At 40.0% G+C, this 25,392-nt stretch carries 29 protein-coding genes; 9 read left to right on the plus strand and 20 right to left on the minus strand.

Annotated features, from left to right (window positions below; translation table 11 throughout):
* The first annotated feature begins 8 nt into the window (after positions 1 to 8).
* The 4 genes from CYO89_RS09090 (at position 9) to CYO89_RS09105 (ending at position 3,585) form a co-directional block, all read left to right on the plus strand.
* Positions 9 to 515, plus strand: coding sequence for a ribonuclease domain-containing protein (locus tag CYO89_RS09090; RefSeq protein WP_021084510.1), 507 nt, complete (start codon positions 9 to 11; stop codon positions 513 to 515).
* Entirely contained in the window at positions 512 to 784 is a 273-nt protein-coding gene (locus CYO89_RS09095; protein WP_103598031.1) for a barstar family protein, read from the plus strand. The genes CYO89_RS09090 and CYO89_RS09095 overlap by 4 nt, the downstream gene beginning before the upstream one ends.
* Complete coding sequence (locus tag CYO89_RS09100) at positions 781 to 1,455, plus strand: MqnA/MqnD/SBP family protein (RefSeq protein WP_103598032.1); 675 nt, start codon at positions 781 to 783, stop codon at positions 1,453 to 1,455. The genes CYO89_RS09095 and CYO89_RS09100 overlap by 4 nt, the downstream gene beginning before the upstream one ends.
* A gap of 294 nt (positions 1,456 to 1,749) precedes the next feature.
* Positions 1,750 to 3,585 carry an aryl-sulfate sulfotransferase gene (locus CYO89_RS09105; RefSeq protein WP_103598033.1) on the plus strand — a complete coding sequence of 612 codons (1,836 nt, stop codon included), beginning with the start codon at positions 1,750 to 1,752 and terminating at the stop codon, positions 3,583 to 3,585.
* 58 nt (positions 3,586 to 3,643) lie between these two features.
* Here CYO89_RS09105 and CYO89_RS09110 read toward each other — a convergent pair whose 3' ends face one another.
* Genes CYO89_RS09110 through gatC form a run of 10 tightly spaced genes read right to left on the minus strand, consistent with a single transcriptional unit; the run spans position 3,644 to position 11,761 of the window.
* On the minus strand, positions 3,644 to 4,222 hold the full coding sequence (locus CYO89_RS09110; protein ID WP_141090736.1) for a hypothetical protein: 579 nt from the start codon (positions 4,220 to 4,222) through the stop codon (positions 3,644 to 3,646).
* 49 nt (positions 4,223 to 4,271) lie between these two features.
* On the minus strand, positions 4,272 to 5,060 hold the full coding sequence (locus CYO89_RS09115; protein WP_103598035.1) for a shikimate dehydrogenase: 789 nt from the start codon (positions 5,058 to 5,060) through the stop codon (positions 4,272 to 4,274).
* The gene (locus tag CYO89_RS09120) at positions 5,057 to 5,950 is read right to left on the minus strand and encodes an SPOR domain-containing protein (protein WP_103598036.1); all 894 of its coding nucleotides are present in this window, start codon (positions 5,948 to 5,950) and stop codon (positions 5,057 to 5,059) included. The genes CYO89_RS09115 and CYO89_RS09120 overlap by 4 nt, the downstream gene beginning before the upstream one ends.
* Before the next feature lie 9 nt (positions 5,951 to 5,959).
* A complete protein-coding gene (locus CYO89_RS09125) occupies positions 5,960 to 6,502 on the minus strand; it encodes a DUF1882 domain-containing protein (protein WP_002941307.1) in 543 nt (180 codons plus the stop codon).
* Complete coding sequence (locus tag CYO89_RS09130; RefSeq protein ID WP_103598037.1) at positions 6,502 to 7,746, minus strand: serine hydroxymethyltransferase; 1,245 nt, start codon at positions 7,744 to 7,746, stop codon at positions 6,502 to 6,504. Before CYO89_RS09130 ends, CYO89_RS09125 begins: the two co-directional genes overlap by 1 nt.
* The gene (gene lysS / locus CYO89_RS09135) at positions 7,743 to 9,251 is read right to left on the minus strand and encodes a lysine--tRNA ligase (protein WP_258032562.1); all 1,509 of its coding nucleotides are present in this window, start codon (positions 9,249 to 9,251) and stop codon (positions 7,743 to 7,745) included. Before lysS ends, CYO89_RS09130 begins: the two co-directional genes overlap by 4 nt.
* Before the next feature lie 4 nt (positions 9,252 to 9,255).
* The gene (locus CYO89_RS09140; protein ID WP_002941362.1) at positions 9,256 to 9,723 is read right to left on the minus strand and encodes a Fur family transcriptional regulator; all 468 of its coding nucleotides are present in this window, start codon (positions 9,721 to 9,723) and stop codon (positions 9,256 to 9,258) included.
* The gene (locus tag CYO89_RS09145) at positions 9,720 to 10,337 is read right to left on the minus strand and encodes a CvpA family protein (protein WP_103598066.1); all 618 of its coding nucleotides are present in this window, start codon (positions 10,335 to 10,337) and stop codon (positions 9,720 to 9,722) included. The genes CYO89_RS09140 and CYO89_RS09145 overlap by 4 nt, the downstream gene beginning before the upstream one ends.
* Positions 10,337 to 11,470, minus strand: coding sequence for a type IV pilus twitching motility protein PilT (locus CYO89_RS09150; RefSeq protein WP_103598039.1), 1,134 nt, complete (start codon positions 11,468 to 11,470; stop codon positions 10,337 to 10,339). Before CYO89_RS09150 ends, CYO89_RS09145 begins: the two co-directional genes overlap by 1 nt.
* A gap of 3 nt (positions 11,471 to 11,473) precedes the next feature.
* The gene (gatC, locus tag CYO89_RS09155) at positions 11,474 to 11,761 is read right to left on the minus strand and encodes an Asp-tRNA(Asn)/Glu-tRNA(Gln) amidotransferase subunit GatC (RefSeq protein WP_021085025.1); all 288 of its coding nucleotides are present in this window, start codon (positions 11,759 to 11,761) and stop codon (positions 11,474 to 11,476) included.
* Positions 11,762 to 11,885: 124 nt separating this feature from the next.
* Here gatC and CYO89_RS09160 point away from each other — a divergent pair, with 124 nt between their 5' ends.
* From CYO89_RS09160 to hisG, 5 genes are read left to right on the plus strand one after another with little or no spacing between them, the layout of a single operon-like run.
* Positions 11,886 to 12,449 (plus strand): hypothetical protein, encoded by a 564-nt coding sequence (locus CYO89_RS09160; RefSeq protein ID WP_103558699.1) that lies wholly within the window; start codon positions 11,886 to 11,888, stop codon positions 12,447 to 12,449.
* Entirely contained in the window at positions 12,449 to 13,456 is a 1,008-nt protein-coding gene (locus CYO89_RS09165; protein WP_103589950.1) for an L-seryl-tRNA selenium transferase, read from the plus strand. Before CYO89_RS09160 ends, CYO89_RS09165 begins: the two co-directional genes overlap by 1 nt.
* Entirely contained in the window at positions 13,453 to 13,785 is a 333-nt protein-coding gene (locus CYO89_RS09170; RefSeq protein ID WP_103598040.1) for a hypothetical protein, read from the plus strand. Before CYO89_RS09165 ends, CYO89_RS09170 begins: the two co-directional genes overlap by 4 nt.
* Entirely contained in the window at positions 13,772 to 14,401 is a 630-nt protein-coding gene (locus tag CYO89_RS09175) for a type III pantothenate kinase (protein WP_021087426.1), read from the plus strand. The genes CYO89_RS09170 and CYO89_RS09175 overlap by 14 nt, the downstream gene beginning before the upstream one ends.
* On the plus strand, positions 14,398 to 15,012 hold the full coding sequence (gene hisG / locus CYO89_RS09180) for an ATP phosphoribosyltransferase (RefSeq protein WP_002941288.1): 615 nt from the start codon (positions 14,398 to 14,400) through the stop codon (positions 15,010 to 15,012). The genes CYO89_RS09175 and hisG overlap by 4 nt, the downstream gene beginning before the upstream one ends.
* A gap of 692 nt (positions 15,013 to 15,704) precedes the next feature.
* Here hisG and CYO89_RS09185 read toward each other — a convergent pair.
* From CYO89_RS09185 to tupB, 10 genes are all read right to left on the minus strand, one after another.
* Complete coding sequence (locus CYO89_RS09185; protein WP_103598041.1) at positions 15,705 to 17,030, minus strand: aminotransferase class V-fold PLP-dependent enzyme; 1,326 nt, start codon at positions 17,028 to 17,030, stop codon at positions 15,705 to 15,707.
* 87 nt (positions 17,031 to 17,117) lie between these two features.
* Complete coding sequence (locus CYO89_RS09190; protein ID WP_002941192.1) at positions 17,118 to 17,306, minus strand: hypothetical protein; 189 nt, start codon at positions 17,304 to 17,306, stop codon at positions 17,118 to 17,120.
* A 25-nt stretch (positions 17,307 to 17,331) separates the two neighbouring features.
* Positions 17,332 to 18,075 (minus strand): winged helix-turn-helix domain-containing protein, encoded by a 744-nt coding sequence (locus CYO89_RS09195; protein WP_103570686.1) that lies wholly within the window; start codon positions 18,073 to 18,075, stop codon positions 17,332 to 17,334.
* Positions 18,068 to 18,850 carry a formate dehydrogenase accessory sulfurtransferase FdhD gene (gene fdhD, locus CYO89_RS09200; protein ID WP_103598042.1) on the minus strand — a complete coding sequence of 261 codons (783 nt, stop codon included), beginning with the start codon at positions 18,848 to 18,850 and terminating at the stop codon, positions 18,068 to 18,070. Before fdhD ends, CYO89_RS09195 begins: the two co-directional genes overlap by 8 nt.
* A gap of 219 nt (positions 18,851 to 19,069) precedes the next feature.
* Entirely contained in the window at positions 19,070 to 19,711 is a 642-nt protein-coding gene (gene fdh3B / locus CYO89_RS09205; protein WP_103598043.1) for a formate dehydrogenase FDH3 subunit beta, read from the minus strand.
* A gap of 1 nt (position 19,712) precedes the next feature.
* Positions 19,713 to 22,535, minus strand: a complete 2,823-nt coding sequence (locus tag CYO89_RS09210; protein WP_103598044.1) for a formate dehydrogenase subunit alpha — start codon at positions 22,533 to 22,535, stop codon at positions 19,713 to 19,715.
* Positions 22,536 to 22,565: 30 nt separating this feature from the next.
* Complete coding sequence (locus CYO89_RS09215; RefSeq protein WP_002941238.1) at positions 22,566 to 22,739, minus strand: twin-arginine translocation signal domain-containing protein; 174 nt, start codon at positions 22,737 to 22,739, stop codon at positions 22,566 to 22,568.
* Positions 22,729 to 23,424 (minus strand): TorD/DmsD family molecular chaperone, encoded by a 696-nt coding sequence (locus CYO89_RS09220; RefSeq protein ID WP_103598045.1) that lies wholly within the window; start codon positions 23,422 to 23,424, stop codon positions 22,729 to 22,731. The genes CYO89_RS09215 and CYO89_RS09220 overlap by 11 nt, the downstream gene beginning before the upstream one ends.
* Before the next feature lie 245 nt (positions 23,425 to 23,669).
* The gene (gene tupC, locus CYO89_RS09225) at positions 23,670 to 24,623 is read right to left on the minus strand and encodes a tungstate ABC transporter ATP-binding protein TupC (protein ID WP_103598046.1); all 954 of its coding nucleotides are present in this window, start codon (positions 24,621 to 24,623) and stop codon (positions 23,670 to 23,672) included.
* Between the two features lie 9 nt (positions 24,624 to 24,632).
* Entirely contained in the window at positions 24,633 to 25,325 is a 693-nt protein-coding gene (gene tupB, locus CYO89_RS09230; RefSeq protein WP_103598047.1) for a tungstate ABC transporter permease TupB, read from the minus strand.
* Positions 25,326 to 25,392 lie beyond the last annotated feature (67 nt).

Here is a 25,392-nt window from a genome sequence, read left to right on the forward strand (position 1 = left end):
GGCTAAATTTGAACAAAAGACTTTTGCCAGCTCTAGTTGCCTTTGTCATTGCTATCATCATCGGTACTTTCTTTTTTTCAAAAGAGGGCGGCGAGGCAAACAAAAACGCTCAAATTTTACTTGAGCAGCTCAATAAAGAGGGGCAAAAGAGCCAAAGCCTCGCAGAAAATGGCTCATATACCTCAAAAGATGAGGTCGCGCTTTATATCTATAAATTTAACAAGCTGCCAAAGAATTTCATAACTAAAAAAGAGGCAATGGCTCTTGGCTGGGATGCAAAAAGCGGAAATTTATGGCAGATAAGCGGCGGCAAAAGCATCGGTGGGGATAGATTTTCAAACCGAGAAAAGAGACTGCCTGAAGCTGATGGTAGAAAGTGGTTTGAGTGCGATGTGAATTATAATGGTGGCAGGCGCGGCGCTGAGAGAATTTTATACTCAAACGACGGGCTTATCTACTACACGCCCGATCACTACGAGCATTTTTACCTGCTTTATGAGAAGAGGATGCAATGAAAAGCGTGATCTTAGATGCCAAAAAGATGCTTAAAAAAGAGAAGATGCATGAGTATTTTGCTAAGAAATTTGACCTGCCAGAGTACTACGGCAAAAATTTAGACGCGCTCTTTGACTGCCTTTGTGAGATAAATGAGCCAACGCTTATAAAGCTAAAAAATGAAAATGCTTTAGATGAGGGCACGAAAGAGAGCCTAGCTCAGCTATTTCGCGACGTTAGCAACGAAAATGAGATGGTTAAATTTGAGCTTGTAAAAGATGAAAAATGATATTTGGAAAGATTGATTATCTAAATTTACTCCCATTTCACGTATTTTTAAAGGCAGCTCCACTCAAAACTCAGATAAAAAAGGCGATAGAGTTTAAAAAGGGCGTGCCAAGCAAGCTAAATAGAGCCCTAAACGCTAGAAAGATCGACGCTGCGGTGATCTCAAGCATAGCTAGTAAAAAGGCAAATTTAAAGAAGCTAAATTTTGGAATAGTCGCCAAAAAAGATGTAAAAAGCGTGCTTGTGCGCAAAAACTCAGCCCCAAAGCCAGATCCTGCCTCAGCTAGCTCAAACGCCCTAGCCAAGGTGCTTCGACTAAACGGCGAGGTGATCATAGGCGACAGGGCACTAAAGGCATATTTAAGCGATGGCAAAGAGTGCTTTTACGACCTTGGTCAAATTTGGCACGAAAAGACAAATTTACCCTTTGTTTTTGGTAGATTTTCTTACGTAAAAAATGGCTCGTTTTACAAAAAACTGGTCGCAAAATTTTTGCAAAAAAATGTAAAAATTCCAAATTATATCTTGGCTCAGTATGCTAAAAGCCGCGACATAAGCGAGGAAGATATCAAGTGGTATCTTAAATTTATAAGCTACAAAATAGGTCCAAAAGAGCAAAAATCACTCCGAAAATTTTTTAAAGAACATAGGTTTTTAAGAGAGGTAAAGTAGTAATAAGACTAGGTAAATTTGCTAGCATTATTTTTATTATATTTGACCTTATAAATGGCGAAGATAACGAGGCTCGATACACTATTTAATAAATTTTAAATATATTTTTAAATTTTAAGCTATTATTAATCTTAGCGTGAAATTTATGTTATAAAGATTTACTACAATTACACACAAAGCAAATCATTTTTGTTATTCCTTTTACTGATTGAAGCCTTGGTTTTGCCAAGGCTTTTTACTAAATTTTATAAGCTTTATGAGTAGAGTTTATAAAATTTATCTAAAGGAGATGTTATGAAAAAGACTTTGAGTTGTGTTGCACTAGCCTCTGTGCTTTGCTCGAGCGCTTTTGCGATAGGCGGTCCAAGCGGAGCTAAACTTGACTACGCTATCACTGGGCAGATCGGCGAAGTAGTGGTAAATCCATACGATACTGCCCCACTTACAGCAGTCATCAAAAATGGCGGCTACACACTAAGCAATGCAAAAGTAACCATCGTTCCAAAGCAAGGCGGTCAGGTGATAAGCTACAAAGTGGCTGACAAGCATCTTCGCACACATGGTGGCATCCCAGTTTTTGGCATGTATCCTGACTATCAAAACACCGTTGAAGTCGAGTACGACAAGAGCTACAAGGGCAAGACTGAGCATATAAAAGAGAGCTATAAAATTTACGCTCCAGCTATCTACCTAGAGAGCGCTGGCACGCCAAATCAAAAGGGCGCGTTATTTGATAAGATTGAGGTTACTAAGCCAGCGAGTGCTAAATTTGCAAACCGCCTCTACTATGTAAATAACTTTGTAAATAAAACAGGCAAGGGCACAAAAGTCGTTTGGAACAACCCAGCTGGCGGTGCGATCGAGTGGAACTACAGCCCAAATAACTTCATCCTTGATACAAAAGGCGAGGTTAGATGGTATCTTGAGCCAAGTAAAATTTACGACCTAAAACAGCCATTTCACGCTGGCGTTATGATGGGCTTTAAGCAAAATGACGACGGCGCGATGACTTGGGGATATGGCCAAAGATACGCAAAATACGACATCATGGGTAGAGAAATTTTCAACCGCGAGCTACCAGCTAGCTACAACGACTTCTCTCACTCAATGGACGTAGCACAAAACGGACACTACTTCTTGCGTGTGGCAAATGCCGACTACAAAAGGGCTGATGGCAAAAACGTAAGAACAGTGCGTGACGTCATCGTTGAGCTTGACCGCGACGGCAACGTAGTTGATGACTTTAGACTATATGAAATTCTCGATCCTTACCGCGATATCGTGCTAAAAACACTTGATCAAGGCGCAGTTTGCTTAAACATAGACGCTAAAAAAGCAGGCCATACAGCAAGCTCTGATGAGCTTCAGTCTATGGATACACACGATAAATGGGGCGATATCGTAGGAGCAGGTCCAGGACGCAACTGGGCACACGTAAATAGCGTGGATTACGACCCAAGCGATGATAGTATCATCATCTCAAGCCGCCACCAAGACGCAGTTATAAAGATCGGCCGCGATAAACAAGTAAAATGGATCATGGGCGCTCACAAGGGCTGGAGCGATAAATTTAAAGATAAGCTTCTTCAGCCAGTCGATAGCAAAGGCAACAAAATAGTCTGCGAAGATGAGTACTCAAAATGCCCAGGATACGAGAGCGACAAAGGTGGCTTTGACTGGCAATGGACGCAACATACGGCATTTAGGATAGATAGCAAGTCTAAAAAAGGTGAAATTTATCTAAGTGTCTTTGACAATGGCGACACAAGGGGCATGGAGCAACCAGCCATCGCTGGTATGAAGTACTCTCGTGCGGTCGTTTATAAGATCGATGAGAACAAAAAGACCGTTGAGCAGATTTGGGAGTATGGCAAAGAGCGCGGTAAAGAGTGGTATAGCTCGGTTACAAGCCTTGCGCAGTATCAAGATGACCTTGATAGCGTGATGGTCTATTCAGCTGTTGCTGGCATGCAGTTTGACATCGCAAAAGGTCGCCCAGTAGGACTTCCTAGCCCGCACATCGATGAGTTTGAGTGGGGTGCAAAAGAGCCAAGTATAGAGATAAAGATGACAAATGCTATGGGCTATCAAGCGTTTCCATTTAGCTTGCAAAAAGCTTTTGAAAAGTAAATTTTATCCTCCTTTGCTTCGGCAAGGGAGGGCTTTTAGTTTTGTGTGATCGTAAAATTTATTTGCTATTTTGCTCTTTTAAAACAACCTTTGCATTTTTCTCTCTTTTGCAAAACTCTAGAAAATTTAATCCATTTTTTATATCGTCATTTAGTCCGATGCAGCCAAAGCCCTTCTCATCATGTGGATAAAGCGCTAAATTTAGGCTTGGAAAGATAAAAAAGCACCACTCGTTTAAGGAGTATGTATAAAGCATAAGTAATTTAGCTAGATCTTTGATCTCATCAAATTTTAAAGTGTCTATCCTAAGGCAGATGGCAGGCAGCAAAATTTCACTATTTATATCAAGATCAAAGTGCTCATTTGGCTCTTGTAAGATGCCTAGCTTTTTAAATTTATCGTGCAAAGTTTTTATTTCAAGTGTTTCATCGCTCAAGTTAGTATCGTCGTAGTTTAAGGCGCTTATGACAAATGCTTCATTTTTAAATTTATTAAAATATTTATCAAATAGCTTTAGTGCGGTATCTACGCCAGAAGCCCAGTTTTCATCCTCTATCTCAAAAAAGCCGATCCAGTTTTTAGAGTGGCTAAAGGAGTTAAAATTTATATCGCTAAGCTTTAGGGTATTATTTATCAAGCTTGATGATTTATCCATTTTGATTTTAAACGATGTAGTCTTGCAAGCCTTATAAACTAAGAGCCTCTCGCATAGAAATTTCTATCTTTTTCTCATCAAGGCTGCCATTATAAAATAAATTTAACGCTAAAACCGCTTGATACAAGAGCATATCAGCTCCGTCTTTACATGCTAAATTTTGGCTTTTAGCCTCTTTTAAAAATGGCGTTTGCTTGCCGTAAATAACATCAAATGCAAATTTAGCACTTTTTAAAATGCCATCTAAAATCTCTTTTGGTGCTGGCAAAAGATCGTCTTTTAGCCCTGCTGAGGTTGAATTTGCCACTAGATCAAATTTATGCTCTTTATAGTCATCCCAGCTAAAGCACTCATAGTGATCTTTAAATTTATCAAGTCTTGCCTTGCTTCTATTTAGTATGCAAACATCTATGTTTTGCGATCTAAGTGCGTAGGCTAGGGCGTTTGCAGTGCCTCCGGCTCCAAGGATGATGGCGCTTTTTGCCTCTTTGAAATTTGATATCGCTTTTAAAAAGCCAGGTGCGTCAGTGTTGTAGGCATAAATTTTCTCATTTTTTAGCACTAAAGTGTTTGCAGATCCTATTTTACGTGCTGCCTCTGAGGCGTCATCGGCTAAATTTAGAGCAAATTCTTTATGCGGGAGTGTGACATTAGCGCCGTTTAGTTTTAGGGATCTAAATTTATTGATTAGCTCATTGCCATCTTTTAGCAAAACCCTAGTATATAGGGCATCAAGAGCTAGATCGGCAATGGCTTTGTTGTGTAGTCTTGGAGATACCGAGTGAGCTATCGGATCTCCAAAAACTGCGAAGGTTTTCATTTTGCTCTAAAGACAAAAGCGTCTTTATTGACATCTTTTCTTATGTCATTTACAGCTTTTTGTAGCCCTTTTTCATCAAATGGACCAACTAAAATTTTAGTTAGCTCGCCAGCTTTTATAGTTTTGTAGCTATAGCCTTTGGCTGCTATTTTTTTCATATAGTCGGCATTTGGGTTAAATTTGCTAGTTGCAAATACTTGAACATAAGAGCCTTTTGCGACGCTCTCAGCTTTTGCTGGAGTTTCGGCTTTTTTCTCTACTTTTTCTGCTTTTGCAGGAGCTTCAGTCTTTTTCTCTACCTTTGTTTCAGGTTTTTTCTCAGCTTTAGTTTCAGCTTTTTTCTCAGCTTTTGCCTCAGTTTTGGCTGGCTTTGCTTCAGTTTTTTTCTCTACTTTAGCTTCGCTTTTTGTTTCAGCTTTTTTAGCTGGAGCCTCTACCTTTGTCTCAGCTTTTTTAGGCGCTTCAGCTGGATACTCTACAGCTTTTACTACCTCTTTTGGCTCTTCAGTTTTAGGAGCTGATTTTGCACCTTCTTTATCTTTTAGCTTTTTGATCATATCTTCAAAATCATCTTGTTGCTTGTTTTCAGGCACGATAGGCACCTGCTCGAAAAGTTGTGTATCGCCTTTTTTAACATCTGAATTTGTATCTTGTGCAGGCACCTGAGTATCGACTGGCTGCTCTGCTGGCACTGGAGGCAGAACTAGTCTTGAGTCGGCTTCATTTTGTGCTTGTGTTGAGTCGCTTGAGTTTATAAGCTTCATGGCTACGATGATGATTAAAAATAGTATAACAAGAGCTGCTATAAACATAAGAAGTTTCTTTAGTTTTGCGCCCTTTGCCTCATCGTCTTTTTCTAAAAGTATATCTTTTAACTCTTCGTTTTCCATTATTTCTCCTTACATATATTTTGACCAACTTGCCCCACGCTCTTTTTGATAGAGGTTATATGGCAAAGTTAGGATGTTAAATTCTTTTGGCATATCTTGATTTGGGAACATTCTCCACTCTTTGGCTAGCTTTTGTGAGAGCTTTGCGCTTAGCATATTTGCAAGCGTGCAAGCTTCATTTAGCGTAGTGTGACCTTTATGCACATAAAGGTGCAAATGTCCTGGCGTCTTGGTCTCGTAGGCTGTGAAATTTATAAAGCCTTCTTCTCTTAAAAGAAGTTGAGCTCTATGCCAAAACCTATCTGGAGTTCTGCCGTTGTAGTCAAAAACTATATTTTCAACCTTGTCACTTGCATTGATTAGCGAGTGGGCGATTATAGCTTTGCCCTCCTCATGCTCTTTCATGACACTATAAGTTAGTGGTTCGTTGATCTTTTCAAATTTATCAAAGAAAATTTTACCCTTGTACTCTATCTTATTGACGATCGTGTCACGTTTGATGTAGTAGTGGGTCGTTATTATCTTTATAAGAGATGTATCAATACTTTGCATCAAAATGTCGCTTTATCGTAGATTATAAATTTATGAGCTAGCTCTTTTAGCTCGCCATTGATCTTCTCTTGTAAAGATGCGTTGTTTATATCGCTTAGCACGTCAGCGATATTGTTTGCTATTAGCTCAAACTCAGCCTCTTTCATACCACGAGCTGTTAGAGCTGGGCTACCTACACGTATGCCACTTGTGATAAACGGACTTCTTGTCTCGCCTGGGACCGTGTTTTTATTTACAGTTATGCCAGCATTTCCAAGAGCGATGTCCGCGTCTTTTCCGCTAAATTCGCGGTTTAAAAAGCTCATTAGGATTAGGTGGTTATCAGTACCGCCACTTACTAGTTCAAAGCCTCTGCTTATTAGCACTTCGCCAAGTTTTTTAGCGTTTGCTTTTACTTGTTTAGCGTAAATTTTCCACTCAGGGCTAAGGTTGTGCTTAAAGCCAACTGCCTTTGCAGCTATGACATGAACTAGCGGACCGCCCTGGATACCTGGGAAGATTGAAGAGTTTATCTTTTTAGCGTACTCCTCGTTGTTTGTCATGATAATGCCGCCTCTTGGGCCTCTTAGAGTTTTATGCGTAGTTGAGCTTACGACGTCGCAGTGTGGGAAAGGATTTTGATGTTCGCCAGCTACTACAAGACCAGCGATGTGAGCAACGTCTGCAAAGAGTATCGCGCCAACAGCGTCAGCTATCTCCCTAAATTTCTTAAACTCAATCTCTCTTGTGTATGCGCTCGCGCCACAAACGATCATCTTTGGTTTTACTATCTTTGCGATATCCATAACTCTATCGTAGTTTATGCGACCATCAAGCTCGACGCCGTAAAAGAAGCTCTCATACATCTTGCCAGAGCTGCTCACCTTTGCGCCGTGAGTTAGGTGTCCGCCGTGACTTAGATCCATGCCTAAAATTTTATCGCCTGGGTTAAGCAAAGCACCATAAACGCCTTGGTTTGCCTGAGAGCCTGAGTTTGGTTGAACGTTTGCAAATTCGCATCCAAAAAGCTCTTTACATCTATCGATCGCGATTTGCTCGATCTCATCGACAAATTCACAGCCACCATAATACCTCTTACCAGGGTAGCCCTCAGCGTATTTGTTTGTTAGGATTGAGCCCATCACCTCCATAACATCTGGATATGTGAAATTTTCACTAGCGATCATTTCTAGGTGGTCGCACTGGCGTTTTAGCTCTAAATTTACTAGATCAAAAATTTCTTTATCGTAGCTTTGCAAACTCATTTTTCATTCTCCTTTGTCTCAGTTTTTAGTGGTCTCATCGCTGGGAAGAGAACAACGTCGCGGATTGATTTTTTATCTGTTAGAAGCATCACAAGTCTATCGATGCCTATGCCTTCGCCTGCAACTGGTGGCATGCCGTATCCTAGGGCTTTTACATAGTCTTCATCCATCTCATGAGCCTCATCATCGCCTGCGTTTTTAGCATCGATTTGCGCTTTAAAGCGGTTGTATTGATCGATTGGATCGTTTAGCTCGTTAAAGCCATTTGCTAGCTCGCGACCAGCGATAAATAGCTCAAATCTCTCTGCCACATCAGGATTTGTGTCGCTTCTTCTTGAAAGTGGGCTAATAGAGATCGGATAGTCGATGACAAAAGTTGGGTGGATGAGCTTGCTCTCTACGTAGTTGTCAAAGAGTTCAGCCTGCAAGTGGCCAAGGTCAAGCTTTTCGTTTGCTTCAAAGCCATCAGCTCTTAATTTTGTTAAAATTTTAGCCTTATCGCTTACGATATCTTCAGCAAGTCCGCCTATCTCAATTAAGGCTTTTTTATAGCTTATGCGTTTAAAAGGCTTGCTAAAATCAATCTCCATGCCATCAAAATTTATCACTTTCTCCATGCCAAGTTTTTCTAAAATGACATTAAATAAATCCTCTGTGATGCCCATTAGATCGTGGTAGTTGTGATATGCCCAGTAAAACTCAATACTTGTAAATTCAGGGTTGTGGGTTAGATCCATACCCTCGTTTCTGAAGTTTCTATTCATCTCATAAACAGCTTCAAAACCGCCAACTACAAGGCGTTTTAGATATAGCTCGGGAGCGATCCTTAGGTATCTCTCAACTCCAAGGGCGTTGTGAAATGTCACAAATGGTTTTGCATTTGCGCCGCCAGCTATTGGGTGAAGCATCGGAGTTTCAACCTCTAAAAAGCCCTTTTCTTCAAAAAATCTTCTAATCGTGCTTATAATCACCGAGCGCTTTTTAAAATCAGCCCTAACTTCAGGGTTCATTATCATATCAAGGTATCTTTGGCGATATCTTGTCTCAACATCAACTAGCCCGTGGTACTTCTCTGGAAGCGGACTTATCGATTTTGTAGCTAAGCTAAGCTCATTTACATGCATTGAAAATTCGCCAGTTTTTGTTATAAAAGCGTAGCCTCTAACATAGACGATGTCGCCTATTTCTACATATTTTTTAACGATTTTAAACCACTCTGGATCAAGCGTCTTGTTGCTAAAATAAATTTGTAAATTTCCATTTTCGTCTTCGATGTTTGCAAAGACTGCTTTACCAGCGTCGCGGATCAGCTTTATCCTGCCTGCAAGGCCAACTAGCTGCCCCTCTGCTTTTTTCTCTTCTGTATCTTTTATATAGTTAAATTTAAGTCTAAATTTAGAGATATTCATATCTCTTCTAAGAAAATGTGGATATGGATTTATGCCTAAATTTCTAAGCTCATCTATGCTTTCTAATCTTTGAATTTCATGTTGGTTGTCAAATATCACCTTACTTTCCCTTTATATTATTTTTTGAACATTTTTCGCAAATTCCATAAAGCTGCATCATGTGACCAGTTAGTTTAAAGCCATGCTCTTTTGCGATGCTTATCTGCCTTTTTTCTATCATAGGATCTTCAAATTCTATGATAAGGCCGCACTTTCTACATATCATGTGGTCATGGTGTGGCTTTGTGGCAAGCTCAAATTTCTTGCCCTGCGAACCAAAGCTGATAGATGTTACCATCTCTGATTCTTCTAGTAAATTTAGCGTCCTATAAACAGTTGCGATGCCGATATTTAGCTCAGGATAGGTCTCTTTTATGAAAAGATATAGCCTCTCTGGCGTAAAGTGTTCGTCATTGTTGTAAAGCGTTTTTAGTAAAATTTCACGCTGTTTTGTATATTTTAAACCGTTGTCGCGAAGAACTCTTTTAAATTTCTCAAGCAAGGCATCATATTCTAAATTTTCTATCATTTTTCTTCCCCTTTAGTGACGTTTGTGTCGGTGTTTATGCTTGCATTTGCATCCATTGAGATGAATGCATCACTCTTGTTTGTATCCTTTGGTCTTACTACCATCTCATCTAGCTCATTTTTGATGTTTTTCACATCGATATTTGTTATCCATCTACCAGTTTCAAGTAGGAGCGGATAGACCTTGCTGTTTGTGAAGTATGGCTCGATCATTTTATTTAGCGAAGTGCCTGACATTACGGCAACGACTGCTGAAAATGTGAGGAAAATTTTGCCACTTCCCATGACAAATCCACCAAGTCTATCTAAAAAGCCAAGTCCGCTTACTGAAACTATCTTTGATAAAAATTTGCCAACTAGCAGACAAACTAGCCAAAAAACCAGCCAAAGTCCGATAAATGCGACAAATTGTAAAAATGAAGGATTTTCAAATTTATAGATATTTTTGCTTATGAAGCTCTCAGCTACATCTGAAAATCTACTAGCGACAACTAGGCCACCAATAAGTCCAATAAGCCCAAATGCCTCTTTTATAAGCCCGTTGATTATGCCTTTTACACCAAGTATCAGGACAAGGGCGATGACGATAATGTCAAACCAAGTTACTAAATCCATCATACAGTTCCTATTAAATTTTGAAGTTCTTGCTGGCTAGTTGAGTAGGCTAGCGCGTTTTCTTTTGTGATCAAGCCCTCTTTTAGTGCTTTCATCAGCGCTTGAGTCTGCGTGCTCATGCCAGTTTGTTGCTGATTTAGCTGCATTTGAGAGTAAATTTGATGTACTTTGTTTTCGCGTATCAAGTTTGAAATCGCCATATTATTTATCAAAATTTCATGCACAGCGCACCTTCCGCCGCCTATTTTTGGTATCAGACTTTGTGAGATGACAGCAGTTAGCGAAACGCTAAGCATATTTCTTACTTGAAGCTGCTCACTTCCATCGAAGCTATCAACGATCCTATTTATAGTTTGTATAGCCGAGTTTGTGTGAAGCGTGCCAAAGACTAGGTGTCCAGTCTCAGCCGCTGTAATGGCCGTAGAGATCGTCTCTCTATCTCTCATCTCGCCCACAAGTATGATGTCTGGGTCCTCGCGAAGTGCAAATTTTAGTGCTTTTGAGTAAGAGTGCGTGTCAGTGCCTATGTTTCTATGTGAAAATAGGGCTTTTTTGTTGTTGTGCACAAACTCAACTGGGTCTTCAACGGTTATGATGTGTTTTCTATAATTTAAATTTATCTCATTAAGCATCGCTGCAAGCGTCGTTGACTTACCGCTACCTGTTGGCCCAGTGACTAGGATAAGGCCCTTTTCACGTTTGATGATATATTTAAAAATTTGTGGCGCATTTAGCTCATCAAGCGAAGGGATGTCGATAGGTATAATACGAAAAGCTGCCGCTAGATCGCCATTCATCGTGTAGTAGTAGTTGCCACGAAAGCGGCCGATATTTGGAAGTTCAATAGCAAAGTCAAGCTCTTTATTGTTTTCAAGCTCGCTTTTTTGGGCATCTGTGATCAGAGCGTAGCATAAATTTTCTATATCTTTGCCGCTTAGCACGCCAAATTCAAGTGGTCTTAAAGTACCATCTATCCTTATCTGAGGCTCAGACCTTGAGACTAGGTGGAGGTCACTGGCTTTATTGAAAACAACGGTTTTTAGAAGCGTTTGGATGTCACCAGAGAGATTGCTCTCTGATGCTTTGGCTTGAGCGTCCGAGCTTTGCGCTCTTAGTTGTTCGATTAGATCCATATTTTACTCTATGATCTTTGGCACGGCAAAGAAGTGTCCTTCGCGTGAAGGGGCGTGCTTTAAAATTTCATCGACAACGTCACTTAAATGTGGCTCATCTTCTCTTAATGGAGTGCCACCTTTTATAGAGCTAACTACGGCCTCATCGCTGCTTAGATCAAGCTCATTTAAAACATCGACAAAAGATACGATTTCACTTAATTGCTTCTTGATCTCTTCTCTTTTTTCATCATTAATTTGTAATGCGGAGAGTTTTTCTAGTTTATTTAAGAGAGTGTCGTCTATTTGCATTATTAAGCAACCTTTTAATTGATTTTGAGGCATTATATCACATTCAAGCTTTAATTTTGGGCTACTTTTAATTTAATTATGCTAAAATCTGCGAATTAAAATTTTTCAAAAGCAAGGAAAAACGTTGGCTATAAAAGAAGACTTAACCGAGATAAAAAAAGAGATCGACGCCCAAGAGCAGTTTCTTGAGAGTATGATCAAGGGAGAGCGTTTTTTTAGGAAATACAAAACTTTGCTGATCGTGCTATGCGTGGCAGCTATCGTCGCACTAATCGGATTTTACGCTAGTAAGGTTTTAAACGACAACAGGGTTGAGGAGGCAAATTTAGCCTATTCAAAGCTTATCTTAAATCCAAATGACGCAAACGCTTTAAATGTTTTAAAGGAGAAAGAGCCAAGCATGTATGCGCTTTTCTCACTTGGACAAATGCTTGATAAAAACGATACAAAGGGCATTAGCGAGCTTGTAAATTTAAAAGTAAATCCGATCGTAAAAGATATCATTCTTTCACAAACTGGCGATGCAAATACTCAAATTTTAAGCGAATACAACGCACTTTTAAAAGGTTTTGAGCTTTTAAAACAAAATAAAATCAAAGAGGCAAATGTGGAATTTGACAAGATCGCACTTGACTCACAACTACAAACTTTAGTTAAAAATCTAAAACACTATCAGGGAATAAAATAATGAAAAAACTTACACTATTCTTGGCCTTTGCCTTGGCTTTAGTTCTAAGCGGATGCGGCACAAAAAGACAATATTTTGAGCCTGCGCAAACTTCTGGTGAGATATCTTTGTCAAAAGATCTTCCTTCTTACATCAAATCAGCAAATGCAAATGGCGCAACGCTTGATAATGGCAACATCATCACTAAAAATGGGCTAAATAAAAGCGTTACCTTGCCTGAAAATTTCAACTTCTTAAATGAAAACAACGGCTTTGTCATCTCAGCTAGCATAAATGGCGATCTAAACGTGACTGATCCTAGCGGTCACAGCGTTTATAGTGGTAAATTTCCAACTGCGATCGTAGCAGCCTCGCTTGATCAAAACCAACTTGCAGCCATCAGCGCATCAAACCACATCTATCTAATCGACATCAACACAGCTACGACACTAATGGAGTATAGCTCATCTGACATCGCTGCGGTTGATTCAAGAGTTGTGGCGCCTTACTTCATGAGCTCGCTCATCGTCTATCCAGCACTTGATGGTAAAATTTACATCGTGCAAAAAGATACTGGTAGAATTTTACGCGACGTTGTCGTAAGCTCTGAAAATTTCTTTAATAACATCATATTCTTAGGCGTTGAAGGCGATAACCTAATCGCAGCAACAGCTAAAAAACTAATCGTCATCAACCCAAGCCAGACAGTTTATTATGACGGTGAGATCAAAGACGTGCTAGTTCATAACGATGAAATTTACATCTTTAAAAAAGATGGCACGATAGTAAGAACAGACCTCATGCTAAAAGAGCAAAATAAGGTAAATTTCAAATTTGCTATCTTTTCAGCGGCTACTATCATCAATAATAAGCTCTATGTCATCGAAAAAACAGGCTATGTTATAAAGACAAATTTAGATCTTAGCGGAGCTGAAATTTATGAGTTTAGCGATGAGATAAAAGATAAAAGTTTTATGGGAAATGGCGCATTTTACTACGATAACGAGTATGTTAATCTAGGGCAATGAACCAGAAAATTTGGGAGCTTTTTGAAGCTAAAAAGATCTTGCTAAGGGATCTAAAAAGGCTTGACCTTAGCGAATTTACCAAGAAACGCTCGCTTGAGGCGCTTTTTGGTGTCGATACAAAAAATTTCTACGAGATCGTTTTTTTAAGAAGTGCAAAGAGCAGGCTTTTGCTCAAAGAAGCCAGCGAGATAAATGAAATTTGCACTAAATTTGAAGAGAAATTTCAAACCAAGATCAAAAAGCGTGTGATCTTTTACAACTCTCAAATTTGCTCAAAATCCCTAAACTACTTCAAAGAAGAAGGCTGGAGCTGTTATGATTTTGTGTGATATCGGCAACACCAACGCCTCTTTTTTGCAAAATGGCAAGATCACACACATAAAAGTTAGCGAATTTAAAAACTACAAGCCAGACGAAAAGGTCTATTTTATCTGCGTAAATGAAGAAATTTTGCGCATGATAGATAAGGACGAAATGTTTGTAAATTTAGAGCCTTACTTTGAGATAGACACGATCTATCAAGGTCTTGGAGTAGATAGAAAAGCAGGTTGCTATATGATAAATGATGGCGTTATAGTAGATGCTGGAAGTGCTATAACCGTTGATATAATGGCAAACTCACTTCATCTTGGCGGCTACATCTTGCCAGGCATCGCAACTATGTTAAATGCCTATAAAAGCATCTCGCCACGCCTTGATGTGACGCTAAATTCACAAATAGACATCGATGCGTTGCCTCAAAAGACGAGCGACGCTGTGAGTTATGGCATCATAAAACCCATTATAACGCTTATTTCGAAGTTAGCAGGCAGCAAAAAAGTCTATTTTACTGGCGGAGATGGTGACTTTTTATCTAAATTTTTTAAAAATGCCATTTGCGACAAGATGCTGATCTTTCGTGCCATGCAAAAAATAATCGATGAGAAAAAGGAAATTTTAAAATGATAACAGTAGCCTTGCCAAAGGGCAGGATCGCAGAAGATACACTTGAAATTTTTAGAAAAATTTTTGGTTCGAGCTTTATGTTTGAGGATAGAAAACTCATCCTTGAAGAGGGAAATTTTAGATTTTTAATGGTTCGCAACCAAGATATACCAACATACGTCACCGAAGGCGCGGCGGATATCGGTGTGGTCGGTCTTGACGTGCTTGAAGAGCATAAGCCAAATGTAGTGAGGCTGCTTGATCTACAAATAGGCAAGTGTAAGGTCTGCATCGGCATAAAAAACGAAGATGAGCTTGATTTTTCAAGGTCTGAGCTAAAGATCGCTACAAAAATGCCAAATATCACGAGAAACTACTTTGCCAAGCTTGCTGTTGGCGTGAAGATCATAAAGCTTTATGGCTCGATCGAGCTAGCACCACTTGTTGGGCTAAGCGACGCGATCGTCGATGTGGTCGAAACTGGCTCAACCATGAAGCAAAATGGGCTAAAAGTAGCTGGCGACATCATGCAAAGCTCAGCCTATCTAATCGCAAATAAAAATAGTTTTATCATCAAAAAAGATGAAATTTTGGAGCTTTATCAAAAGATAAAAGATGAAATTTCAAAGTAAAATTTGAAATTTTGGCTTCTAAATTTAAAAAACACCTAAATTTATCCACTCTGAAGTTAGTAAGTTTAAGTGCATAGGATATTAAATTTACACGGCTTGCTTTATTTGAATTGTAAAAAACGTTTCGTTTTTTCTAGGCTATCGCAAAAGATTGCTATTAAAATTTGAGCTAAGTAAGATAGAAAAAGTCGCAGCCGCTACTAAATTTACAAGTTAAATTTGAAGTTATTTGTTTGGGTGTAGCAGATGCGCGTTTTTGGTTGGGCTTGTGTATCGCTATGATAGGTTTTAGTTTTATAGTTAAATTTTTATTTTGGAGTGATGAAATTTGATGTAGATGAGGCAGGTTTAAATTTGAAAAACAGAGCTAGTTTTACAGAGGCTGTTTAAAAAAATGCTTAAATTTCAAAACCTATTTTAAAAAAACTTGCTATTAAATTTTGGGCAAATCAAGAGTTGTAACCGCCACTAAAGTTACAAGTTAAATTTGAGTATTTTTATTGAGTGGGCAGGCAAGCTTTGTTGTTGAGCTTATGCGCTACCATGATAAATTTTAAATTTTATTTCAGAACGACGAAATTTAATATAGATAAAGCCAGCTTAAATTTAGAAAAACTAATTTTGCAGAAGCTGTTTAAAAGCAAAGCATTTAAACAAGATCCAACGAATTTAGCTCAAAACAAAAATTTAGCCTAAATTTTACCGCCAAACATTTCATACATCGCTTTTTCTTCGCCCCAAAGCTCTCGGTGCTTTTTGATCGATGATTTGATAGCGTTTATGAGATAGAGCACGTCCTCTTTTGTGTGCGTGTAGTGCATGCTCACCCTTACAAAACCTGGCTTTTTCTCTAAGATCTTATTCTCTTTAAGTCCCAGCAGGTCAAAAGCATAAGGCCCAGCACACATCACGCCAGCGCGGCTTTGTATGCCGTAGTTGTTGCTAAGTGTTGCGGCAAAGTCATAAGGCGAAATGTCTTGCACATTAAATGAAAAAATAGGCAGTTTTTCTGCATTTTTAGGGCCATAAATGGTGATATCTTCGATGCTGCTAAGCTCTTTTTCAAAGAAATTTGCCAGCTCCTCTTCGCGTGCTTTGATATTTTCTACTCCGACACTTGCTTGCAAGTTGTAGGCTAGACTTGCTCGCACCAGCCCCAAGATAGATGGCGTGCCAGCCTCTTCAAGCTGCTCGACATTTTTTATAAAAAGGTGCTTTGATGGCGTCGCAAGCGCTATGGTGCCGCCACCTGCAAAGCTTGGTATATCGCTTGTATAAAGCTCTTTTTTGATCGCTAAAAGCCCACAACTTCCAACTCCGCCAAGTAGCTTGTGAGGCGAGAAAAAGGCTGCATCAAAGTACGCGGCGTTTAAAATTTCATGCGAGCTGGTCGCCGCGCAGTCAAATGCCACCACTCCGCCAAATTTCTTAACGAGTGAGTAAATTCTCTTGTAGTCGGTTTTTACGCCTGTGACGTTTGAGGCGGCGCTAAAGCAGGCGATGATCTTTCTTTTTGCGTTTAGTTTTAGCGTCCTCTCAAGCATCACGTAGTCTATCTCGCCATTTTCATCAAGCAAGGTGCGCTCGCAGTCGCAAAGTCCCTCACGAAAGCTAATCTCATTTGAGTGGTGTTCATAGGGCCCAACAAGCACGAGTGGCAAATTTACGCTTCTTAAATTTGCTTCGCCGATCAAGGCTCTTGTCGTTGGCGGCAGATAAATTCCCATTATCTCTTGAAATTTCTTTATCGCAGCCGTTGCGCCTTGGCCTGTTGCTATTAGATAAAAGCTATCATCAAGTCCCAAAAGCTCTTTTAGCTCGGCTCTTGCGTTTTCATAGCGTTTTTGCGTTAGCACGGCGCTTGAACTGCTGTCTGAGTGGGTGTTTGCGTAGGTTTTTAGAAATTTTGAAATTTCATCTTCGATAGGCGCATAGGCAAGGCCTGAGGCCGTGTAGTCAAAATAGTAAATTCCATCTTTTAAAATGATATTTTTTCTTACTTCATCTATAGTTGGCACGATTTTCCCTTTGGTTAAAAGCGCGATTATAATGAAATTTTGTATAAAGTGAGGTTACAAGCGGGCAGGGCGCCCACTCGCGTCTGTTTATTTGTTTAAGAAGTTTTTCTCTAACCACTCGTTAGCTTTTGCTTCACTCTCAAATCTTTGGCTCTTAGCAACTTGGTTTGCACCCTCGTAGAAACGGATGCGAATGCCGTCTTGAACGCTATCGATCTTGATTCTCGTGATCTTATCTTTGTTTAGATAAGTCCTGTCGTTTAGTTTTACATACATGTTTTTCTCCTTTTAAAAATTTGGTTTATTTTTTATCGTTTTTCTTCTCGTCTTGTTTTAAAAATAGCTCTTTAAAGCGCTTATTTGCATAGTCTTCGATGTCGTTTTGAAGCTGTTTATAGGCGTTTATGAGCTCATGAGCCCTATCATTTAGCGTGGTGCCAGCATTATCTCCGCCACCTTGCTTGGTTGTAAAGAGATCTTCTTTTAAATTTTTTTGCAAAATTTGTAGATGCGACCAGCATTTTTTATAGTTCATGCCTAAAATTTCAGCTGCCTTTGATATCGAGCCAACCTCGGCTATAACGTCTAAAACCTCGGTTTTGCCCTTGCCAAATATAAGCTCGCCCTCGTCGTTTTCTATCCAAGTCTTTGTCTTTACTCTCATCTTTTTGCCTTTCTTTTCCTTAAAACAGCCTAGCTGACAGTACTTCACGTCAAAGCCGTAGTCTCTAAGCGTCGAGCGCATGGTCTTTAGCCCGCCGTTAGCCGCCGCCATCTCTCTTGCATCTTTGCAAAAAACTCTGCCCTTTTCGTCGCTCACTTCTTTTAGTTTTAGTGACAATGTAAATTTACCGCGGTCTTTATCCAAACCACCAAACTGTCCAAGCTCGCAGTTGTCTATCTTGATGCCAAGTCTGGTTGCCTCGTCGCTTACTTCGCCGACTTCTATGCCAAGCTTATTTGCGATCTTAAAAGCCGTTCCGCAGTCAAGTTTGCCGCTTTTATTTAGCGTTTGTTTTATTAGCTCTTCTAAATTTTTACTCATAAATTCTCTCTTCGCCACTATAAACGTTGATATTTTCGCCCCTTGCGAAACCACAAAGTGTAAGCTCAAATTTACGAGCGATCACTACGCCAAGGCTAGTTGGCGCTGTCCTTGAGATAAGCGCTGGCACCCCGTGCATAACAGCCTTTGCGACCATCTCTGAGCTAAGTCTGCCACTCACCATCAAAAATGAATTTGCTAAGTTAGCTCCGTCTAAAACAGCCTTGCCAACGGCCTTATCGATCGTGTTATGCTGAGCGATATCCTCGCCTATGTAAAATTTATCTTCGCTCACAAAAAGCTTTGCCGTATGCACGCAGCCAGTCATCTCATAAAGCTCGCACTGCGTGTAGAACTCCTTCATTTGGGCAAGGATCATATCTTTGTTAAATTTAGCCCCGCTTTTTACGGCTCTTGCTGCCATCGCCTGCGGGTCGATATTTGCCGTTGAGCTTCTGCCACAGCCACTTATTATGACCTTTTCTTCGTCAAACTGCTCTAGCCGTTTTTCGTTCACTTTGGCGCTTACATAGACGCTTAGCTCGTCGCTTGAGAGCCTAACTTCTGTTATGTCTTCTGGCTTTGTGATGACGTTTTCGCTGATCAAATAGCCCACAGCAAGCGCCTTTTGATCCGTTGGCGTTGCCATAACGGCACCAAATTTTTTGTCATTTATGTAAATTTCAAGCTTGATCTCACGCACCAAGATATCATCAACCTGCGCTTTTTGCTCGCCTTTATATTTGATGATCTGCGTTTTATAAATCGGTTCCATCTTGCTCCTTGAAGTTTTCACAAATGATAGCCCAAAAAGCTAAATTTAATTTTGGATTGTAGTAAAAACTTGCTTAAACAAAGCAAAAAGCTTAAACACATTTTGATACGAAATAAACGTTATTATACTTAAAATTTGATATGCAAAATAGGCATATTTCTTAAAGTGTAAAATTAGAGAAAATAACAAATTTTATAGGTGCAAAAAGCACCTATAAATTTACGCTTTTAGTTTTAGTCTGTCGCCAGCGTAGTAAGCGATCTTCCAAACAGTAGTTTGTTTTAGGTTCTTTTCGCCATAACCTCTTGCAGCAACTCTGTCATTGTAGATTTTTTCGATCACATCTGACTCGCCAACTAACAAAGCCTTTGTAGAGCACATCGCAGCACAAACTGGTACCTTGCCCTCAGAAATTCTATCTTGTCCATATACTTCGCGCTCTTCTTCACTATTAGTTGGTAGCGGACCGCCTGCACACATGGTGCATTTATCCATTACGCCTCTTGCACCAAAGGCACCATCTTTAGGGAATTGTGGCGCACCAAATGGGCAAGCATATAAGCAGTATCCACAGCCTATGCAGATATCTTTATCGTGAAGTACGATGCCATCAGCTCTGATGTAGAAACAATCAACCGGACAAACAAGCGAACAAGGCGCATCTTCGCAGTGCATACATGCGATTGATGTTGAAATTTCTTTACCAGGCATACCTTCATTTAGTGTGACGACGCGGCGTCTTCTAACGCCGATAGGCAACTCATGAGCTTCATCACACGCTACCGCGCAACCGTTGCAATCAATGCATCTATCTGTGTCGCAGTAAAATTTAAGTCTATTGTTATCGTTAAATGCGCTCATATTATGCCCTTTCTATGCGGCAAAGACCGCCTTTTGTTTCTGGAATTTGAGTGACTATGTCATATCCATAGTTTGTTACGGTATTTGCACTCTCGCCAACCGCAAATGGCAAAGTTCCTTCTGGGAAATTTCCAGTCATATCAACACCTTGCATATATCCAGCCCAGTGGAATGGCAAGAAGATCATATCAGGCTTGACTGATGGCACGATCCTTGCACGAACCTTGATCTTAGTGCCCTCAGGTGAATGAACCCAAACAAAATCCCAATTTTTAATGCCATGTTTAGCTGCTAGCTCTGGGTGGATGTCGGCAAACATCTCAGGCGTAATGCGTGATAGATACTTACTAGCACGCGTCTCCATACCAGCACCACTGAAATTTACAAGACGAGCTGTAATAAGGTTGATAGGGAATTCTTTTGAGAAGTCCTTACTTTGTTGCAAGCTTTCAAATTTAGTATCAACGCGGTATTGTTTTGCTTTATCTTTAAAGCTTGGATACTTCTTGGCTAGATCTGGTCTTGGTGAGTGGATCGGCTCTCTATGCTTAGGGATCTGATCAGCAAATGTCCAAACGATAGTTCTAGCACGTGCATTGCCATACGGAGCGATGTTTTTCTCCAAGCATTTTGTTGCTATGATATTACTATCATCAGTTGACCAGCTGGCTCCGATCCTTGCTTTTTCATCATCAGTTAGTGTGATGCCTAAAATTTTCTCGATATTGTCTTTTTTGATCTCAGGATATCCGCCATTTATAGATGAACCAACTGGCGCTGAGCCCTCAGCTGCTAGCTGACTAACACCGTTGTGCTCTAAACCAAAGCGGTTTCTAAAGCCCATTCCGCCTTCGCGAACCGATTTATGTGTATCATAAAGTATTGGGCTACCTGGGTGATTTTCTGTCCAGCATGGCCATGGGAGTCCGTAGTATTCGCCCTCAACAGGAGTGCCAGGCTTGCCAAGAGATGTTACTTCATCAAATTTATCCCAGTTCTCTTGGTGGCGTTTTAAGCGCTCAGGTGTCCAGCCAGTCATACCTATAGTTTTTATAATATTTGCTATCTCGTGAGTAGCAGCTTCTGGCCACTCTATCTTGCCATCAGCATCCCTTATAGTGCGAGTTAGCTCGTCATAAAAGCCTATGCGTTTAGCTAGTTCAAATAACAATTCATGATCAGGTATGCTCTCATAAAGTGGCTTACATACTTGACTTCTCCATTGGCCACTTCTGTTTGTAGCTACGACTGTGCCGCTAGTTTCATACTGAGTTGAAGCAGGTATGATATATACATTATCTTTTTTATTTGTTATAACGGCAGCGTCATTTACAAACGGATCTACACAAACAAGTAGCTCAAGCGCATCAAGACCCTCTTGAACCTTTGCTTGCTGTGCAGTAGATGTTATGCCGTTACCTATAACTACAAGAGCTTTTAGGCTATCTCCTGCATTATCGATCGCATCATTGCCATCTTTACCATTTAGCGTACCAGCCCACCAGCGTGCAAGTGAAAATCCTGGCTTAAACATCCACTCAGGCTTAATAAAATTCTTTTGCAGCCACTCGAAATCAACCTTCCACATTTTTGCAAAATATTTCCAGCTTCCTTCATTTTTAGGGTAATAACCAGGTAGGTTATCTGGTAAATTTGCCATATCAGTTGCACCTTGAACGTTATCGTGGCCTCTTAGAATATTACATCCGCCACCACTTACGCCCATGTTGCCAAGCACTAGTTGCAAGATCGGAGCTATACGAGTATTTGAGCTGCCTATTGTGTGCTGAGTTAGACCCATCGCCCAAACGACCGAGCCAGGGCGGTTTTTAGCATAGACTTCTGTGATCTCCTTAAGAGTTGCAGCTGGCACTCCAGTCACGTCTTCAACGACTTCTGGTGTCCATTTTGCAGCCTCTTCACGAATCAGATCCATGCCATAAACACGGTCATCAATAAATTTCTTATCCTCCCAGCCATTTTCAAAGATGAGATTCATCATGCCATATACAAAAGGTATATCCGTTCCTGGGCGAATTTGTGCGAAATAATCAGCCTTTGCAGCTGTTCTTGTATATCTTGGATCGATTACTATTAGCTTAGCGCCCTTTTCTTTTGCTTTTAAAAAGTGTCTAAAGCCAACTGGGTGATTTACCGCTGGGTTTGATCCGATTATAAAAATAGACTTCGCGTTTTGGATATCTCCAAGGTGATTTGTCATAGCTCCATAACCCCAAGTATTCGCCACACCGGCGACTGTAGAGCTGTGTCAAAGACGTGCTTGGTGATCTAGGTTGTTTGTTCCAAACATCGCAACGAATTTGCTTATATAGTAGCTTTGCTCGTTGCAGTCTTTTGCTGATCCTAAAAACATTACTTGCTCTGGATTTTTCTCGCGGTAAGCTTTTAGCTTTGCACCGATCTCGTCAAGTGCTTGCGTCATAGAGATGCGTTGCCACTTGCCGTCAACTTTTTTCATCGGATATTTTACACGGCAGTGTGAGCGCACCATATCGATAACGTCTGCACCTTTACAGCAGTGACCACCAGCACTTACTGGGTGATCTTGTGCTACTTCTTGACGCACCCAAACACCGTTTTCTACCTCTGCTAGCACTCCGCATCCTACAGAGCAAACTGTGCAGACAGTTTTTACTATTTTTGAGTCTGGAAATGGGTTTGCCATCTCTTGAGCTGTTGCTTCTCTTGTGACATTGCTTGCTGCAAAGCCGGCCGCTCCACTAGCACCTGCTAATGCAGCCATTTTTAAAAACGATCTACGACCGATGTTGTTTGGCGTAGTGTTTAATCTAGCTTCAGACATTTTCATCCTTTCTTAAATTTCTATCAAATTTTATTTTGCTTGTTTGTAGTAAAGTTCCCAGTTTTTGCTTCTTTTATAAAGCACTTCGGTCTTTTTACTCTTTCCTGATTTTAAATTTTCATTAGCATTTGCTGCTACCGCACCACTTGCTGCCACAGCGCCAACTAGACCGACTTTTTTTAGAAATTCGCGTCTATTTTGCATATGTACCCTCCGTTCTTAGTTTTCTTATCCTATTTTTTTCTCTTCTTATGCTTTCAGATCTTGAAAGACCATCGCTCTTTTTGTGGTCTATCTTGACTGGTTTTGGTGAGTTTAGTGCCACGCGTTCAAACGCTATAAATTCATTTAGCAAAACGGCCACATCCTTGTAAATTTCACTATTTTTATGCTCATATAAATTCTCTATAAACTCATCAATGTTTGGATTTATAATATTTTTAAAAAGCTCCTCTTCACACTCGTCAAATTTACCGATAAACTCGTTCATAAGTGTAAAGACAAAGCCCACGTTATCTTCATTCTCTTTAAATTTACTCTCATCTCTTCTGATGTTTGTCTTAGCCAAAATTTTACGCACATCAGCACAAGCATGACCCACCTCATATCCCTCATCGTAAAAAGAGAGTGAGTTTCGAAGCGGACTTGGCGGAGTGTGAAAAATGTCATCAAATTCGGTGATCAAATTCTCTGGACTTTTTTCATTAAATTTACTTTTTATCTTTGCAACAGCTTGCGATACTTCATCGTTTAAGCTATATTCTTCTATGAGATCAAGCATTTTACTAAGACCATCAAATCTCTTTTCATCTTCACTAAATACGAAGAATTTAGAGAAAGTAGCGTAGTAAAGTTTTCTGCCAGCTGCAAATTCCTCTTTTGTGCTCACCTTTTTCCTTAAATAGTTTTTTAACGACACTGAAACTATACAATTAATTGCCTTATTAATGTGGCTTAAAATAAAATAAATTAGAAAAGTTAAAAAAAGCTTAAATATGCCTTAATTGCATATTTAAAAACGCCATTTTTAGGGAGTTATATAAGATATGATTTTTTAGCAGGATTATTAAAATTTAGCTCTTTTTTGATATCCATTTTTATTTTTTGGCTAAATTTAAAGAGTGGGAGTAAATTTTACTCCAAAGCGAGCATCGAGCCATCTTCAAATTCTAAAAATACTCTCTCGCCAATCTTTAAAATTTCATCATCATGGCTAAAAATTTTGATCAAAAAGTCGCCAACTTTGACCTTCAAAAGCTTTTCATCGCCCATATAAAGCGAGGCTGAGTGCAAAACCCCTGAAATTTGACCCTCACCACCTGTTTTAGAAATTTTTATCTTGCTTGGGTTGATCGTGATCTTGCTTTTGCCTTTAAAATTTAAAGGCAAATTTAACTTTGCTTCGTCGCCAAAGCTTAGCACGCCACCCTCTATCTCAAAGATATTTTTGTATTCAAACTCGCAGACCCTGCCTTTGTGCAAAAACACGCACTCGTTTGCTAGCATGCTAAGCCACTTCTCGTCGTGACTTGCGATGACAAAGCCGCAGCCATATCTCTCGTGCATCAAATTTATAGCCTTGCTAAAGAGCTTTGAAGTGGCGATATCAACGCTGTTTGTCGGCTCATCAAGCAGATAAAATGGCACCCTTAAAGAAAGTGCAAGTGCAAATGCGATGCGCTGCGTCTGACCAGAGCTTAGCTCAAAGTGGCGCTTGTCTAAAAATTTCTCATCAAGTCCCACAAGAGCGAGTGCTTCGCTAGTTCGCTCATCAAATTCGCTTAGTAAATTTCTACTTTTTAAGATGACTTTGAAATTTTCTCTAACGCTTCTTTTTAAAAGGGCAGGCTCAGGCAGCAAAACGCAAATTTTACGCAGCATTTCAAGGCTTGGTCTATTTTCTCCCCAAAGTGAAATTTCGCCGCTATCTGGGCTTTGCAGGCGCGAGAGTACTCTTATTAGCGTGCTTTTGCCACTGCCATTACTGCCCATTAGAGCGGTTATCTTTTTGGTATTTATATCAAGGCTTGGGATATTTAGGATCTCGCTTTTGCCGTAGCTTAGGTGTAAATTTCTTATCTTTATCAAAATTTGCTCCTATTTATCTAGTTTTTTGAGCGCAAAGATCGCTAAATTTACTAAAAATGCGATAAATATCAAAACCATGGCAAGCGCTATACCCATGGCAAATTCGCCCTTGTTCGTCTCAAGCGAAACGGCTGTGGTGATCGTTCTAGTAAAGTACTTGATGTTGCCACCTATCATCATCGCAACGCCCACTTCAGCCACGATCCTGCCGTATGCGGTGGCGATGACGACCATGAGGGCGTAGCGTAGCTCATAAAGCACACAGCAAACTAGCTTTGCCGGTGCAAGGCGTAAATTTAGGATAGTTAGATAGTGCTTTTTCTCCATATTTTCAACCACGCTTGCGGTAAGCGAGATGATGATAGGAAGTGCGAGCACAAACTGACCTAGCATGACTGCTTTTAGTGTAAAGAGTAAATTTAAGCTGCCAAGCGGGCCGTTTCTAGTGATAAATGCGTATAAGATAAGACCGATCGCAACTGTTGGCATAGCAAGAGCTGTGTCGCTTAAAAGGCGTAAAATTTTTCGGCCCCTAAAGTCATAAAAGCCAAGCATGAAACCAAGCGGAAAGCCAACAAGAACAGCAAAAAGTATCGACACGCTTGATGTGTAAAGAGTAGCCTTGATGGCTGAATATGTTTCAAGATTGCCGTTTAAAAGTAGATTAAAGGCTTCTGCAAAGCCATTAAGTAAAAAATCCAATTATTCTTTCCTAGCATATTTCTTAAGATTATTTTAAATGTGCTATAATATCACAATTTTTTTTAAA

Origin of the sequence: Campylobacter concisus (assembly GCF_002913765.1) — a bacterium.
Lineage (GTDB): Bacteria > Campylobacterota > Campylobacteria > Campylobacterales > Campylobacteraceae > Campylobacter_A > Campylobacter_A concisus_BB.

Excerpts from the sequence above, each read along its gene's own strand:
- CYO89_RS09095 (WP_103598031.1), top strand. The coding sequence starts at position 512 with ATGAAAAGCGTGATCTTAGATGCCAAAAAGATGCTTAAAAAAGAGAAG.
- CYO89_RS09100 (WP_103598032.1), top strand. The coding sequence starts at position 781 with ATGATATTTGGAAAGATTGATTATCTAAATTTACTCCCATTTCACGTA.
- CYO89_RS09105 (WP_103598033.1), top strand. The coding sequence starts at position 1,750 with ATGAAAAAGACTTTGAGTTGTGTTGCACTAGCCTCTGTGCTTTGCTCG.
- CYO89_RS09115 (WP_103598035.1), bottom strand. The coding sequence starts at position 5,060 with ATGAAAACCTTCGCAGTTTTTGGAGATCCGATAGCTCACTCGGTATCT.
- CYO89_RS09120 (WP_103598036.1), bottom strand. The coding sequence starts at position 5,950 with ATGGAAAACGAAGAGTTAAAAGATATACTTTTAGAAAAAGACGATGAG.
- CYO89_RS09125 (WP_002941307.1), bottom strand. The coding sequence starts at position 6,502 with ATGCAAAGTATTGATACATCTCTTATAAAGATAATAACGACCCACTAC.
- CYO89_RS09130 (WP_103598037.1), bottom strand. The coding sequence starts at position 7,746 with ATGAGTTTGCAAAGCTACGATAAAGAAATTTTTGATCTAGTAAATTTA.
- CYO89_RS09140 (WP_002941362.1), bottom strand. The coding sequence starts at position 9,723 with ATGATAGAAAATTTAGAATATGATGCCTTGCTTGAGAAATTTAAAAGA.
- CYO89_RS09145 (WP_103598066.1), bottom strand. The coding sequence starts at position 10,337 with ATGGATTTAGTAACTTGGTTTGACATTATCGTCATCGCCCTTGTCCTG.
- CYO89_RS09150 (WP_103598039.1), bottom strand. The coding sequence starts at position 11,470 with ATGGATCTAATCGAACAACTAAGAGCGCAAAGCTCGGACGCTCAAGCC.
- gatC (WP_021085025.1), bottom strand. The coding sequence starts at position 11,761 with ATGCAAATAGACGACACTCTCTTAAATAAACTAGAAAAACTCTCCGCA.
- CYO89_RS09165 (WP_103589950.1), top strand. The coding sequence starts at position 12,449 with ATGAAAAAACTTACACTATTCTTGGCCTTTGCCTTGGCTTTAGTTCTA.
- CYO89_RS09170 (WP_103598040.1), top strand. The coding sequence starts at position 13,453 with ATGAACCAGAAAATTTGGGAGCTTTTTGAAGCTAAAAAGATCTTGCTA.
- CYO89_RS09175 (WP_021087426.1), top strand. The coding sequence starts at position 13,772 with ATGATTTTGTGTGATATCGGCAACACCAACGCCTCTTTTTTGCAAAAT.
- hisG (WP_002941288.1), top strand. The coding sequence starts at position 14,398 with ATGATAACAGTAGCCTTGCCAAAGGGCAGGATCGCAGAAGATACACTT.
- CYO89_RS09190 (WP_002941192.1), bottom strand. The coding sequence starts at position 17,306 with ATGTATGTAAAACTAAACGACAGGACTTATCTAAACAAAGATAAGATC.
- CYO89_RS09195 (WP_103570686.1), bottom strand. The coding sequence starts at position 18,075 with ATGAGTAAAAATTTAGAAGAGCTAATAAAACAAACGCTAAATAAAAGC.
- fdhD (WP_103598042.1), bottom strand. The coding sequence starts at position 18,850 with ATGGAACCGATTTATAAAACGCAGATCATCAAATATAAAGGCGAGCAA.
- fdh3B (WP_103598043.1), bottom strand. The coding sequence starts at position 19,711 with ATGAGCGCATTTAACGATAACAATAGACTTAAATTTTACTGCGACACA.
- CYO89_RS09215 (WP_002941238.1), bottom strand. The coding sequence starts at position 22,739 with ATGCAAAATAGACGCGAATTTCTAAAAAAAGTCGGTCTAGTTGGCGCT.